Origin of the sequence: Nocardioides conyzicola, assembly GCF_039543825.1 — a bacterium.
Classification (GTDB): domain Bacteria; phylum Actinomycetota; class Actinomycetes; order Propionibacteriales; family Nocardioidaceae; genus Nocardioides; species Nocardioides conyzicola.
Genome location: NZ_BAABKM010000002.1, coordinates 1,547,463 through 1,560,329, shown reverse-complemented (window position 1 = coordinate 1,560,329; position 12,867 = coordinate 1,547,463). Strand labels below are relative to the sequence as shown.

Genomic DNA, 12,867 nt, shown 5'->3' with positions numbered 1-12,867 from the left:
GTGAGCGGTCAGCCGCCCTCGAGCCGGTCGACGGTGGGCACGAAGAAGAGCGAGCCGGTGACGGCCGTGGAGACCTCGAGCAGCCGGTCCGTCGTCCCGACCGGGTCGCCGACGAACATGTTGCGCAGCATCCGCTCGATCACGGCCGGGTCGCGGGTGTAGCCGATGAAGTAGGTGCCGTACTCACCGGCGCCGGCGACGCTGCCGAACGGCATGTTGTCGCGGAGGATCTGCAGTTCGGTGCCGTCCTCGTCCTCGATGCTGGTCAGCGCGGTGTGCGCACCTGGCGCCTTCTGGTCGTCGGGCAGCTCGATGTCGGAGAGCTTCTCGCGGCCGACCGCGGCCTCCTGGTGCTCGACGGACATCGCGTTCCAGGCGGCGAGGTCGTGGAGGTACTTCTGGATGACGACGTAGCTGCCGCCGGCGAAGTCCGGGTCGTCGTCGCCGACGATCAGGGCGGCGTCGACGGCCGGCCCCACCGGGTTCTCGGTGCCGTCCACGAAGCCGAGCAGGTCGCGGCGGTCGAAGTAGCGGAAGCCGTGCACCTCGTCGACGACCGTGGCAGCCCCGTGCAGCCGATGGGTCAGCCGGGCGGCCAGCTCGAAGCAGAGGTCGAGCTGCTCCGCCTTGAGGTGGAAGAAGAGGTCGCCGGGGGTCGCCGGCGCCGTGTGCCGCTCACCGCGGATCTCGGCGAACGGGTGCAGCCCGGCCGGCCGCGCGCCGCCGTACACGCGGTCCCAGGCGTCGCTGCCGATCCCGACCACGCAGGACAGGCCGGCCTCGACGTTGCGGAAGCCGATCGCGCGCGCCATGCCCGGCGCGTCCGCCAGCACGTCGCGCACGGCGGCCTCGCCACCGGCGTCGATCGTCAGCACGAGGAAGACGGCGGCCCGGGTCAGGGGCGTGGTGACGGGCTGGGACTCGGGTGCGGTCACGGCTCCATCCTTCCGCAACCTGATCCGTCGAGTGACGTGAAACCGCCCCCAAACCGACCCGAAAAGGGCGAATCCGCGTCACTCGACGACAAATCTCAGTCCGGGATCGCCGCCGGCTTCCCCGTCTTGAAGAGCGTGGCCAGGTAGATGAGGATCGGGACCGTGCCGGCGTTGCGGGCGTGGTGGACCTCGCCCTGCTCCTCCCGCAGCCACTGGCCGGCCTTGACCCGGTAGGTCATGCCGGCCTTCAGCCTCTTCACGACCTTCGCGTCGTCGCCGGGGCCGCTCATCACGACGGCGGAGCCGCTCTCCACGGTGTAGGTCAACGCCCCCTCGGCGATGTAGCCGAGCTGTGCGCCGGGGTGGTGGTGGGAGGCGAGCTGCGAGCCGGGCATGACGGTGACCTTGCTCAGCCCGAGTGTGCGCTTCGGGGCGCCGGGAGGGGCGGCCACCTCGGCGAGCGACTGGCGGGTCACGGTGACGGGCGCGGGGTCGTCGGCGGACGCGGAGGAGACGGCGATGCCGGCGCCGAAGCCGGAGCCGATCAGGACGAGGCCGGCGACGGGGACCAGGAGGCGCTTCATGCCTCAGCAGCGTAGGGACGCGCGCCGTACGCCGCAGGTGATCGCCCCAACCACCGCGACCCGGCACGATGGGGCCCGACGCCTGAGGAGGCCACGTGGACGACGACCGCGACGAGATCCACCGGCTGGTGCTCGCCTACTGCCGCGCCGTCGACCGGTTGCAGTACGACGACATCCGCGCCGTCTACGCGCGCGACGGGATCGACCACCACACCGGCTTCGACGGCACGGCGGACGAGTACGTCGCGTGGCTGCGCAGGGTGCTGCCCATGCTCGGCGGCACGATGCACATCGTCGGCAACCACCTCGCCGAGGTCGACGGCGACCGGGCCGTCGCGGAGACCTACGGGACAGCCGTCCACTGGGGGAGCCCGGCGGACGAGCCGGCCCTCAACTTCACGACCGGCTTCCGGTACGTCGACCGCCTGGTCCGCGAGGACGGCCGCTGGGTGGTCGCGGAGCGGTTCGCCGTCCGGGAGTGGACCCGTTCGGACGCCGGCCTGCGCCGGGACGCGGAGGCGGCAGGCCCGCGCGGCAGCCGGGACCGCGAAGATCCCGTCTACCGGCTGCTGGACGAGCTGTCGCCCTGACGCCGCCTGTCGGCACCAACCCGTAGGGTGCGGCCGTGGCGCTCCACCTCCACCGCGCACCGCGGACCGACCAGCTCGCCGACGCCCTCGGCGAGCTGCTGGCCGCGCCCCTCGACGACCCGTTCGCGACCGAGCTCGTGCTGGTGCCGGCCAAGGGTGTCGAGCGCTGGCTCAGCCAGCGGCTCTCCCACGTCCTCGGGCGCGGCGAGACGCAGGACGGCGTGTGCGCGGGGGTCGAGTTCCGCTCGCCGCGCTCGCTGATCGCTGAGCTGATGGGGACGACGTACGACGACCCGTGGGCGGCCGACGCGCTCGCGTGGCCGCTGCTCGAGGTGCTCGACGCCAGCCTCGACCAACCCTGGGCGCACACGCTCGCGCTGCACCTCGGCCACCTCGACGTCGGTGACGAGGCGGAGTTCCGGCGCGGCCGGCGCTACTCCGTCGCTCGCCGGCTCGCCGGCCTCTTCTCGTCGTACGCCGGGCAGCGGCCCCAGCTGCTGGTCGACTGGCTCGACGGTCGGGTGACCGACGGGGCGGGCGGTGCGCTGGACGCCGACCTGCACTGGCAGCCGCCCCTGTGGCGCGAGCTCGTCCGAGCCGTCGGCCAGCCGCCACCGCACGTGCGTCACGCCGAGACGGTCGCCCGGCTCGAGGCCGGGCCGAGCGACCTGCCCACCCGGCTGTCCCTCTTCGGCCACACCCGGATGCCGAGCACCGAGATCGCCCTGCTGAGGGCCCTCTCGACCCACCACGACCTCCATCTCTGGCTCCCCCACCCGAGTGACGACCTCTGGCGGGCGCTGGACGACGAGCGCGGTCCGGTGCCGCGCGCCGACGACCTCGGCCACCGCCAGGTCGGGCACCCGCTGCTCGCCACCCTCGGCCGCGACGTCCGCGAGCTCGAGCGCAGCCTGGCTGCGGTCGACGCGACCGACACCCACCACGGCGACCCGGTGGCACCGGCCACGATGCTCGGCTGGCTCCAGAGCGACCTGCGCGCCAACGCCGTACGTCCCGCCGGACGCAGTCTCGACCCGGCCGACCGGTCGGTGCAGGTGCACAGCTGCCACGGTGCCGCGCGCCAGGTCGACGTGCTCCGCGAGGTGCTGCTCGGGCTCCTCGACGACGACCCGACGCTCGAGCCGCGCGACATCCTCGTGATGTGTCCCGACATCGAGACCTACGCCCCGCTGATCACGGCCGGGTTCGGGCTCGGCGACCTGGTGGAGGGTGGCCACCCCGCCCATCGGCTGCGGGTCCGGCTCGCCGACCGTGCGCTCACCCAGACCAACCCCCTGCTCGGCGTCGCCGCCCAGCTGCTCGACATCGCCGGCGGACGCACGACCGCCAGCCACGTGCTGGACCTGGCCCAGGCTGCGCCCGTACGCCGCCGCTTCGCCTTCACCGACGACGACCTGGACGCCGTCACCGCGTGGGTGCGGGAGTCGGGCATCCGCTGGGGCCTCGACAAGGAGCACCGGGCGCCGTACGGCGTCGACTTCATCCAGAACACCTGGCAGTTCGGCGTCGACCGGGTGCTCGTCGGGGTCGCGCTCTCCGACGACTCGCAGGGCTGGCTGGGCACGACGCTGCCGCTCGACGACGTCGGCAGCAACCGGGTCGAGCTCGCGGGACGGTTCGCGGAGTTCGTCGACCGGCTGTCGGTCGCCACCGACGGGCTGACCGGGACCCGGCCGCTCGGTGACTGGCTGAGCGCCCTGGCGGACGGGGTGGCGGCGCTGACCAAGGTCGACCGCAACGACCAGTGGCAGACCGGTCAGGTCCAGCGCGAGCTCGCCCAGGTGCGCGCCGACGCCGCCGGTCGCGACGACCTCCCGATGCGGCTCAGCGACGTCCGCGCGCTGCTCGGAGCCCACCTCGCCGGCCGGCCCACGCGGGCCAACTTCCGCACCGGCGGCCTGACGGTCGCGACCCTCGTCCCGATGCGGTCGGTGCCGCACCGGGTGGTCTGCCTGCTCGGCCTCGACGACGGGATCTTCCCGCGGCTCGGGCTGGTCGACGGCGACGACGTCCTCGCCCGCACCCCGCACACCGGGGAGCGCGACGTGCGCTCCGAGGACCGTCAGCTGCTGCTCGACGCGGTCGGTGCGGCGACCGAGACGCTGGTGGTCACCTACACCGGTGCCAACGAGCACAGCGGCCAGAAGCGGCCCCCCGCCGTACCTCTCGGCGAGCTCCTCGACGCCCTCGACCGCACCACGCCCGAGCGGGTGCGCGACCGGCTCGTCGTGGAGCACCCGCTCCAGCCGTTCGACCCGCGCAACGTCACGCCCGGCAGCCTGGGGGTGCCGACGCCGTTCACCTTCGACCCCGCGCTCCTCCTCGCCGCACGCACCGCCACCGGTGCCCGGCCGGCCGCGCCCGGCTTCCTGGCGGCGCCGCTCGCGCCCGCACCGCTGGAGGACATCGCGCTCGCCGACCTGGTCGGCTTCTTCAAGGACCCGGTCAAGGGCTTCTTCCGCGCGCTCGACCTCACCCTGCCCTGGGACGTCGACGGCGTCGCCGACGCGATGCCCGTCGAGATCGACGCCCTCGAGACCTGGGGCGTGGGCGACCGGATGCTCGCCGACATGCTGCGCGGGATCCACCCCGACCAGGCCCTCGGTGCCGAGTGGCGCCGCGGTGCACTGCCGCCGGGCCAGCTCGGCTGGCGCAAGGCCGGCGAGATCCGCGACGCCGCCATGCAGCTCGCGCTCGCCGCGCTCACCCACCGGCAGGTCGCGCCCGCGGCGTACGACGTCGACGTCCGCCTCGCCGACGGCCGCCGGATCACCGGCACCGTCGGACCGGTCTACGCCGACCGCCTCGTCGCGGTCGGCTACTCGCGGCTCGACGCCAAGCAGCTGGTCGAGTCGTGGGTGCGGCTGCTGGCGCTGGCCGCCCACGATCCCGACCACAACTGGACGGCCCTGACCATCGGCCGGGCGCCGCGCGGGTCGCGCCCCGCCCAGCGGTTGCTCGGCCCCGCGATCGAGGAGCCGCTGAGCCTGCTGACCGACCTGGTCCGGTTGTACGACGCCGGCCGGCGCGAGCCGCTGCCGCTGCCGCTCAAGACGTCGTTCGCCTGGGCGAGCGCCCGCCTCCACGGCGACGACCCCCGTGAGCAGGCCGGCCGGCGCTGGAAGAGCGGGATGTACCCGGCCGAGGACGCCGACCCGGCCCAGGTCCGGGTGTGGGGCGCTCACGCGCCGCTGACCGACCTGCTCCGCCCGCCCGGTCCGGGCGAGGAGATGCCCGGCGAGGACACCCGGCTCGGGGCCTACGCCGCACGCCTGTGGCTGCCGCTGCTCCGCTCGGAGAGGGCGTTCTCCTGATGGACTCCTTCGACCTGCTGGGCGACCTGCCCTCCGGACCCACGACCACCGTGCTCGAGGCGAGCGCCGGCACCGGCAAGACGTTCACCCTCGCCGGACTGGTGACGCGCTACGTCGCCGAGGGCGAGGCACGGCTCGACGAGATGCTGCTCATCACCTTCGGTCGCGCGGCCAGCCAGGAGCTGCGCGAGCGGGTGCGCGGCCAGCTGGTGCAGGCCGCCGACGCGCTCGACGACCCGACGTTGGCCGGAGACAACCAGCTCCTCGCCCACCTCGTGACGGGCACCCCCGCCGAGCTGACCGCCCGCCGCGACCGGCTGCGCGACGCCCTCGCCGGCTTCGACGCCGCCACGATCGCGACCACCCACCAGTTCTGCCAGCTCGTGCTCCGCTCGCTCGGCGTCGCGGGCGACACCGACGCGGGCGTGACCCTGGTGGAGAGCCTCGACGACGTGGTGGCCGAGATCGTCGACGACCTCTACCTCCAGCGCTTCGGCCAGCAGCGCGACCAGCCCGAGCTCACCCGCGCTCAGGCGCTCGGGCTCGCGCGCGACGTCGTCGGCAACCCGCGCACCACGCTGACCCCCGAGGACCCGCCGGCCGAGTCGGTCGAGGGCATCCGGCGCGCCTTCGCCCGCGACGTGCTCCTCGAGCTCGAGCGCCGCAAGCGCCGCCTCGGCATCCTGGGGTACGACGACCTCCTCAGCCGGCTCGCGATCGCGCTCGAGGACGAGGACGCACCGGCCCGGGCCCGGATGCGCGGGCGCTGGCGGATCGTGATGGTCGACGAGTTCCAGGACACCGACCCAGTGCAGTGGGAGGTCATCGAGCGGGCCTTCGCCGGGCACTCCACCGTCGTCCTCATCGGCGATCCCAAGCAGGCGATCTACGCCTTCCGGGGCGGCGACATCGTGACCTACCTGAAGGCCGCGACGGCCGCCGACCACCGGTGGACGCTCGGCACCAACTACCGCAGCGACCGGCCGCTCGTGAGCCGCCTGGCGACCGTCCTCGGCGGGGCCGCGCTCGGTCACCCCGAGATCGTCGTACGCGACGTCGACGCCCATCTCCAGGGCCACCGCCTCTCGGGCGCTCCCCACAACGACCCCTTCCGGCTGCGCGTGGTGACCCGGGAGAAGTTCGGGGTCACGGGCACCCGCACCGTCCCGATGGACGAGGTGCGCGACCACATCGCGGCCGATCTCGCGGCCGACGTCCAGCAGCTGCTCGCCTCAGGGGCGACGTACGACGGGCGACCGCTCGCGGCCGGTGACATCGCGGTCATCGTCGAGGCCCACAAGGACGCCCGGGTGTGTCGGGACGCGCTCGCGGCGATCGGCGTGCCCGCCGTCTACACCGGTGACACCGACGTCTTCGCCTCCCAGGCGGCGGCCGACTGGCTGTGCCTGCTGGAGGCGTTCGAGCAGCCGCACCGCAGCGGGCTGGTCCGGGCCGCGGCGACCACGATGTTCTTCGGCGAGAGCGCCGCCAGCCTGGCCGCGGGCGGCGACCGGCTCACCGACGACGTCGCCGACACCCTGCGCCGCTGGGCCGACCACGCGCGCGAGCGCGGCATCGCCGCGGTCTACGAGGCTGCCATGGTCGGCGGGATGGCCGGCCGGGTGCTCGCCTGGCGTGGCGGCGAGCGGCACATGACCGACCTCGCCCACGTCGGGCAGGTGCTCCACGAGACCGCGCACCGCGAGCACTTCGGGCTGCCCGCGCTGCTCGAGTGGCTGCGCAGCCAGCGGGCGGCCGGCGCCGCCGAGCGCAACCGGCGCCTCGACAGCGACGCCGCGGCCGTCCAGATCATGACCGTCTGGGTGAGCAAGGGGTTGCAGTACCCGCTCGTCTACCTGCCCTTCGCCTTCAACCGGCACATCCCCTCGCGGGAGGTCGTGCTCTACCACCGCGGCGAGGAGCGCTGCCTCGACATCGGCGGCAAGAGCCAGCGCGGGTTTCGGGAGGTCGAGGCACGCGGGCGCCAGGAGATGGCCGGCGACAACATCCGGTTGACCTACGTCGCCCTCACCCGCGCCCAGTCCCAGGTCGTGGCGTGGTGGGCGCCGTCGTGGGACGAGCCCAACGGCGGCCTGTCCCGGCTGCTGCGCGGCCGTCGGCAGGGCGAGTCCGTCGTCCCCGACAGCTGCGAGCCCAAGGTCGCGGACGCCGCCGTGCTCGCCCAGTTCCGCGCGTGGGAGGCCCAGGGCGGCCCGAGCATCGAGGAGTCCGTACGCCGTACGCCTGACCCGGTCGTGACCGAGCAGGCGCCGGCCGATCTCGGCGTACGCCGCTTCGACCGCGGCATCGACGTGGCATGGCGGCGGACGTCCTACTCCGGCCTGATCCGCGACGCCGAGGAGAGCCGCGGCGTCGCCACCGAGCCCGAGGTCGGCTCCCTCGACGACGAGGTCGACGACGCTGCGCTCGTCTTCGAGCCCGAGGCGGTCGGCGCCGACGTACCGTCCCCGATGGCCGACCTGCCGGCCGGCGCGACCTTCGGGTCGCTGGTGCACGGCGTGCTCGAGACCGCGGACCCGATGGCGCCCGACCTGCTCGCCGAGCTGACCACGCAGGTGCGCGAGCAGCTCACCTGGTGGCCGGTCGACGCCGGCGTCGAGGACCTCGCCGCCGCGCTGGTGCCGCTGCACCACACCCCGCTCGGCCCGCTCGCGCCCGGCCTGACGCTCGGCGAGATCGCCCGGACCGACCGGCTCTGCGAGCTCGACTTCGAGATCCCGCTGGCGGGTGGGGACCTGGTGGCGACGACCTCCGAGGTCACCCTCGCCGATGTCGGCGTCCTGCTGCGCCGCCACCTCGTGGCCGGCGATGCCCTGCTGCCGTACGCCGACCGCCTCTCCGGCCACGGGCTCGCGGAGCAGTCGCTGCGCGGCTACCTGTCGGGCTCGATCGACGTCGTGCTCCGGGTGCCGGGCGAGGCCGGCCCGCGCTACCTCGTCGTCGACTACAAGACCAACCGTCTCGGTGACCCCGACCAGCCGCTGACCGCGGCCGACTACACCCGCGACCGGGTCACCGAGGCGATGCTGCACTCCGACTACCCCCTGCAGGCGCTGCTGTACGTCGTCGTCGTGCACCGCTACCTGCGCTGGCGCCAGCCCGGCTACGACCCGGCGACCCATCTCGGCGGCGTGCTCTACCTCTACGTGCGGGGCATGTGCGGTCCCGGGACCCCGCTGGTCGACGGGCACCCGGCGGGCGTCTTCAGCTGGACGCCGCCGGCCGCGCTCGTCGTCGCGCTGTCCGACCTGCTCGACGGGAGGACGCGATGAGCACGACGGAGATCGAGGACCCGCACGACCACCACCTGGTGCCGACGGCCGGCGGGCTGCTGCGCGTCTTCAACGACGCGGAGGTCATCGACTCGGCCGACATCCACGTCGCCCAGCGCGTCTGCGCCCTGGCCGACGAGCACGCCCCCCTGGTCGAGCTCGCTGTCGCGCTCGCCGTCCGCGCCGTCCGGGGTGGTTCGGTCTGCGTCGACCTGACGACCGTCGCCGACGAGTCGCTCCTCCCCGACCTGCCGTGGCCGAGCATCGAGGAGTGGCGGTCCGCGCTGGCCGCGACCGCGCTGACCCAGGTGACCGACGGCGGCGCGACGGTGCTGCGCGTGCTGGACGACCGGCTGCTCTACCTCGATCGCTACTGGCGCGAGGAGGAGCAGGTCTGCGCCGACCTCCTCGCCCGACCCGCGCCGGCGGCAGCCACACCCGCGGGCACCACCGCCCTCGAGGCCGGGCTCGACCGGGTCTTCCCGAGCGAGGGGTACGACGAGCAGCGCGCCGCCGCCCGGATCGCGCTGTCGCAGGGCACGACCGTGCTCACCGGCGGGCCGGGCACCGGCAAGACCACCACGGTCGCGGCGCTCCTCGCGCTGCTGGTCGAGCAGGCCGAGGCGCCCGGACGTCCGGCCCTGCGGATCGCGCTCGCTGCCCCGACCGGCAAGGCGGCGGCCCGGCTCCAGCAGGCGGTCGAGGAGGAGGTCGCCCGGCTCCCGGAGTCCGACCGGGCCCGGCTCACCGGGCTGCGGGCCGTCACGCTGCACCGGCTGCTCGGCTCGCGACCCGACACCTCCGCCCGCTTCCGGCACCACCGCGACAACCGGCTCCCACACGACGTCGTCGTGGTCGACGAGACGTCGATGGTGTCGCTGACGATGATGGCCCGGCTGCTCGAGGCGGTGCGCCCCGACACCCGTCTGCTCCTGGTGGGCGACCCCGACCAGCTGGCCTCGGTGGAGGCCGGCGCGGTGCTGTCCGACCTGGTCGAGGGCCTGGGCGCGCGGAGCGACGTACGGGTGGCCGCGCTGCGCACCTCGCACCGGTTCGGCGCGGCGATCCGCGCGCTCGCCGAGGCGGTGCGCACCGGCGACGCCGACCGGGCGCTCGAGCTCCTGCGGGCCGGTGACGAGCACGTCGAGTTCGTGGCGGAGCCCGACCCGGTGCCCCGGATGCGCGAGCTGCTGCTCGGGCCTGCGCTCGAGATGGTCCGTGCGGCCGAGGCCGGCGACGTCGACGGCGCGCTCGCAGCGCTCGACCGCCAGCGCCTCCTCTGCGCGCACCGCGAGGGCCCGCACGGCGTCCAGCACTGGAACCGGCAGGTCGAGCGCTGGCTCGGCGAGGAGACCGGCGAGCCGATCTGGACGTCGTGGTACCCCGGCCGGCCGCTCCTCGTCACCGCCAACGACTACGGCCTCGGGATCTACAACGGCGACACCGGCGTCGTCGTGCGCCGCGGCGAGCACGGCCTGCGAGCGGCGATCGCCGGCAGCACCCGCCGGCACGACCTCGCCACCGGTCGCCTGGGTCAGCTCGAGACCATGCACGCGATGACGATCCACAAGAGCCAGGGCAGCCAGGCCGAACGGGTCGTGGTCGTGCTGCCGCCCCCGGACTCGCGGCTGCTGACCCGCGAGCTCTTCTACACGGCCCTGACCCGCGCTCGCGAGCGGCTCGTGGTGGTCGGGTCCGAGGACGACGTACGCGCGGCGATCGGGCGGCGAGCGGTCCGCGCGACGGGGCTGAGGCTACGCCTGGCCGAGACGCGCTAGTCGAGCCCGCCGACCCGGATCGCCTGCAGCTGACCACCGGCCACGGTCAGGTCGTGCCCGTTGCCGGCGTAGCAGTTGAGGGCGATGGTGCCGGCCTCGTTGACGGTGCCCGCTCCCTGGAACGTCAGGTAGCGCTCGACGTTCGGCTCCACACCGACGCGGTACACGGGGTCGTCGAAGGTGACGTTCGGTCCGCTCAGCGAGCAGTCGAAGCGGTAGTTGTTACCGGGGTTCGGGTCGCTGCCGGTCTCGCCCTGGATCCGCGCCATGACGACGTAGTCGCCCGCCGGCACGTTCACGGTCATCAGGGTCTGCCCGGTGCTGCCGGGCAGGGAGACGCTGGCCTCCATCGTGTCGCTGTAGGCGTGGCTGGGCCCGATCGGCCCCGGCTCGCCCTGCGGTCCCTTGGCCCCGGTCAGCTGCTTGCGCGAGGCCTTGGACAGGTCGGCCGCCGACAGCGACCCGTTCTTGACCTGCTTGGACGAGGTGATGACGTACTTCGACGCGGCGTACGACGTGGTGCCGGTCGCGACGACGACGAGGGCCAGGAGAGTGGCCCAGAGGACGGTGCGGCGCATGTGGTTCCTTCCGAGGGTTCTGATGACCTCTTCACCCAAGCCGCCCGCCCCGAGCCGGTCACTGGCCCGAAGAGGTCAGTCCGGTGGCAGCTGTCCCGCCAGCCGTCCGCGAAATCGCGCCGCAATCTGGTCGGGCTAGGGTCGAGGTCAGATTGGAGAGTGCGATGCCCTTCCTGCTGCGCGTGGAGCTGCCCGACGTCCCTGGATCCCTGGGACGGCTCGCGGCGGCCATCGGTGAGGTCGGCGGCGACATCGAGGCCATCGAGATCGTCGAGAAGCGCGACGGGACGGCCGTCGACGACGTGCTCCTCGAGATCGCGCCAGGCACCATGCCCGACTCCGTCGTGTCGAAGGTCAACGGCCTGGACGGCGTCAGCGTCGTCTGGATCAGCCGCTACAACGCCGGCGGCAACCTCTTCCTCGACCTCGAGGCCGTCGAGGAGCTGACGGCCAACCCCGAAGGCGCGCTGGATCGGCTGATCGACCTGCTGCCGGTGACCTTCCGCGCCGACTGGGCCGCCCGGGTCAGCAAGATCGACGGGATCGTCTACACGACCGAGGCGGCGCCGTCCGCCCTGACCTGGACGCAGATCGAGCGGGCTGAGCCGATCGACAGCGACGACGAGAACACCATCGCCTGCGCCGCGCGCCTCAACAAGACGGAGATCGTCGTCATCGGTCGCCGCGGGGGTCCGGAGTTCCTCGACTCCGAGATCGCGCGGCTCGGCCACCTGGTCGGGCTCGCGATGTCGATCGCGCGCGCCGCCAAGGCGCACGCGCACTGACGCATCAGCTCGCCGGGGGCGGGAGCAGGTGCGGGTCGATCCCGGGCACGGACAGGCCCGCGGCGTACCGATAGAGGTAGGTCTGCAGGTAGGTGCTCAGCGCCGACGAGACGACCGTGCAGAAGATGATCCCGATGATGCCGACGACGACCGCGGTCAGACCGAGCACCGTCGCACCGGTCACCCAGGCCACGACGCCCGCGATGGCCAACGAACCCGACAGGTACGTCGCGACCATCCACGGGAGCGCGAGCCGGAGGTTGCCGAACACGGTGGCGCCGAAGTTGTCCTTCAGGATCCTCGCGGACCGGCGCACCGTGGCCACGGGCATGGTGCCCTCGACGATGATGACAGGCATCGCGAAGACGGTGGCGACCGCCCAGCCGAGGTTGGCCGTCAGCGCGGCGAGCACTCCGCCGATGCCAAGGCGCTGGAGCAGACCGATCACGAGCCCGACCACCGTGGACACGGCGGCCCACGCGAGGATCTGGCGGCGCCGGGTCCACGCCACCGCGAGGGCGCGTCGCGCGGTCGGCGTCTCACCTTCGGCCCGCAGCACGGCGGCTGCGACGACCGCGCCGGTGACGAGCTGCAGGACGAACGTCATGGCGCCCACCGCTGCCGCGGTCACCAGCACGCCGACGACGCCGCCGCCGTACGAGGAGCTCGAGTCGACGTGACCCCAGACGACGCCGGGGACGGCGATGGCGGCGCCGACGGCAGTCGCGAGCACCGATCCCACGAAGAGCAGGACGATGATCGACCGGTCGGCACGCAGCATCGCGTAGGTCGCGTCGACCAACGCTGCCGAGGGCTTGAACTTCGCGGGCCGCGGGGCGCGGTTCCATGGCCAGCGACCCGGGACGTGGGCCCGGATCGGTGCGGTGCGCCCCGTCCAGGTGCTGCCGTCCCAATAGCGCAGCTGCCCCGGGAACCAGGGGTCCGGGTGCCAACCGGCCGGCGTCGTGGGCATGCGTCGAACACCTTTC

9 protein-coding genes are annotated in these 12,867 nt (G+C 73.7%); 5 read left to right on the top strand and 4 right to left on the bottom strand.

What is annotated here, in order from left to right; genetic code table 11:
• Nucleotides 1–8 precede the first annotated feature (8 nt).
• Both ABEA34_RS10655 and ABEA34_RS10650 read right to left on the bottom strand, forming a co-directional pair.
• A complete protein-coding gene (locus ABEA34_RS10655; RefSeq protein WP_345521234.1) occupies nt 9–935 on the bottom strand; it encodes a Dyp-type peroxidase in 927 nt (308 codons plus the stop codon).
• A 95-nt stretch (nt 936–1,030) separates the two neighbouring features.
• Nucleotides 1,031–1,519, bottom strand: a complete 489-nt coding sequence (locus ABEA34_RS10650; protein WP_345521233.1) for a cupin domain-containing protein — start codon at nt 1,517–1,519, stop codon at nt 1,031–1,033.
• 95 nt (nt 1,520–1,614) lie between these two features.
• Here ABEA34_RS10650 and ABEA34_RS10645 point away from each other — a divergent pair, with 95 nt between their 5' ends.
• The 4 genes from ABEA34_RS10645 to recD are packed head-to-tail and all read left to right on the top strand — an operon-like array spanning nt 1,615 to nt 10,515.
• Complete coding sequence (locus ABEA34_RS10645) at nt 1,615–2,109, top strand: nuclear transport factor 2 family protein (protein ID WP_345521232.1); 495 nt, start codon at nt 1,615–1,617, stop codon at nt 2,107–2,109.
• Between the two features lie 35 nt (nt 2,110–2,144).
• Nucleotides 2,145–5,444, top strand: a complete 3,300-nt coding sequence (gene recC / locus ABEA34_RS10640) for an exodeoxyribonuclease V subunit gamma (protein WP_345521231.1) — start codon at nt 2,145–2,147, stop codon at nt 5,442–5,444.
• Entirely contained in the window at nt 5,444–8,737 is a 3,294-nt protein-coding gene (gene recB, locus ABEA34_RS10635) for an exodeoxyribonuclease V subunit beta (protein WP_345521230.1), read from the top strand. The genes recC and recB overlap by 1 nt, the downstream gene beginning before the upstream one ends.
• The gene (gene recD / locus ABEA34_RS10630; protein ID WP_345521229.1) at nt 8,734–10,515 is read left to right on the top strand and encodes an exodeoxyribonuclease V subunit alpha; all 1,782 of its coding nucleotides are present in this window, start codon (nt 8,734–8,736) and stop codon (nt 10,513–10,515) included. The genes recB and recD overlap by 4 nt, the downstream gene beginning before the upstream one ends.
• Here recD and ABEA34_RS10625 read toward each other — a convergent pair.
• A complete protein-coding gene (locus tag ABEA34_RS10625; RefSeq protein ID WP_345521228.1) occupies nt 10,512–11,093 on the bottom strand; it encodes a hypothetical protein in 582 nt (193 codons plus the stop codon). The genes recD and ABEA34_RS10625 overlap by 4 nt on opposite strands.
• Nucleotides 11,094–11,257: 164 nt before the next feature.
• Between ABEA34_RS10625 and ABEA34_RS10620 the strand changes: the two genes are divergently transcribed.
• Nucleotides 11,258–11,878 carry an ACT domain-containing protein gene (locus ABEA34_RS10620; protein ID WP_345521227.1) on the top strand — a complete coding sequence of 207 codons (621 nt, stop codon included), beginning with the start codon at nt 11,258–11,260 and terminating at the stop codon, nt 11,876–11,878.
• 4 nt (nt 11,879–11,882) lie between these two features.
• Here the strand turns inward: ABEA34_RS10620 and ABEA34_RS10615 are convergent, their stop codons facing one another.
• Complete coding sequence (locus tag ABEA34_RS10615; RefSeq protein ID WP_345521226.1) at nt 11,883–12,851, bottom strand: DUF6159 family protein; 969 nt, start codon at nt 12,849–12,851, stop codon at nt 11,883–11,885.
• Nucleotides 12,852–12,867: the final 16 nt, after the last annotated feature.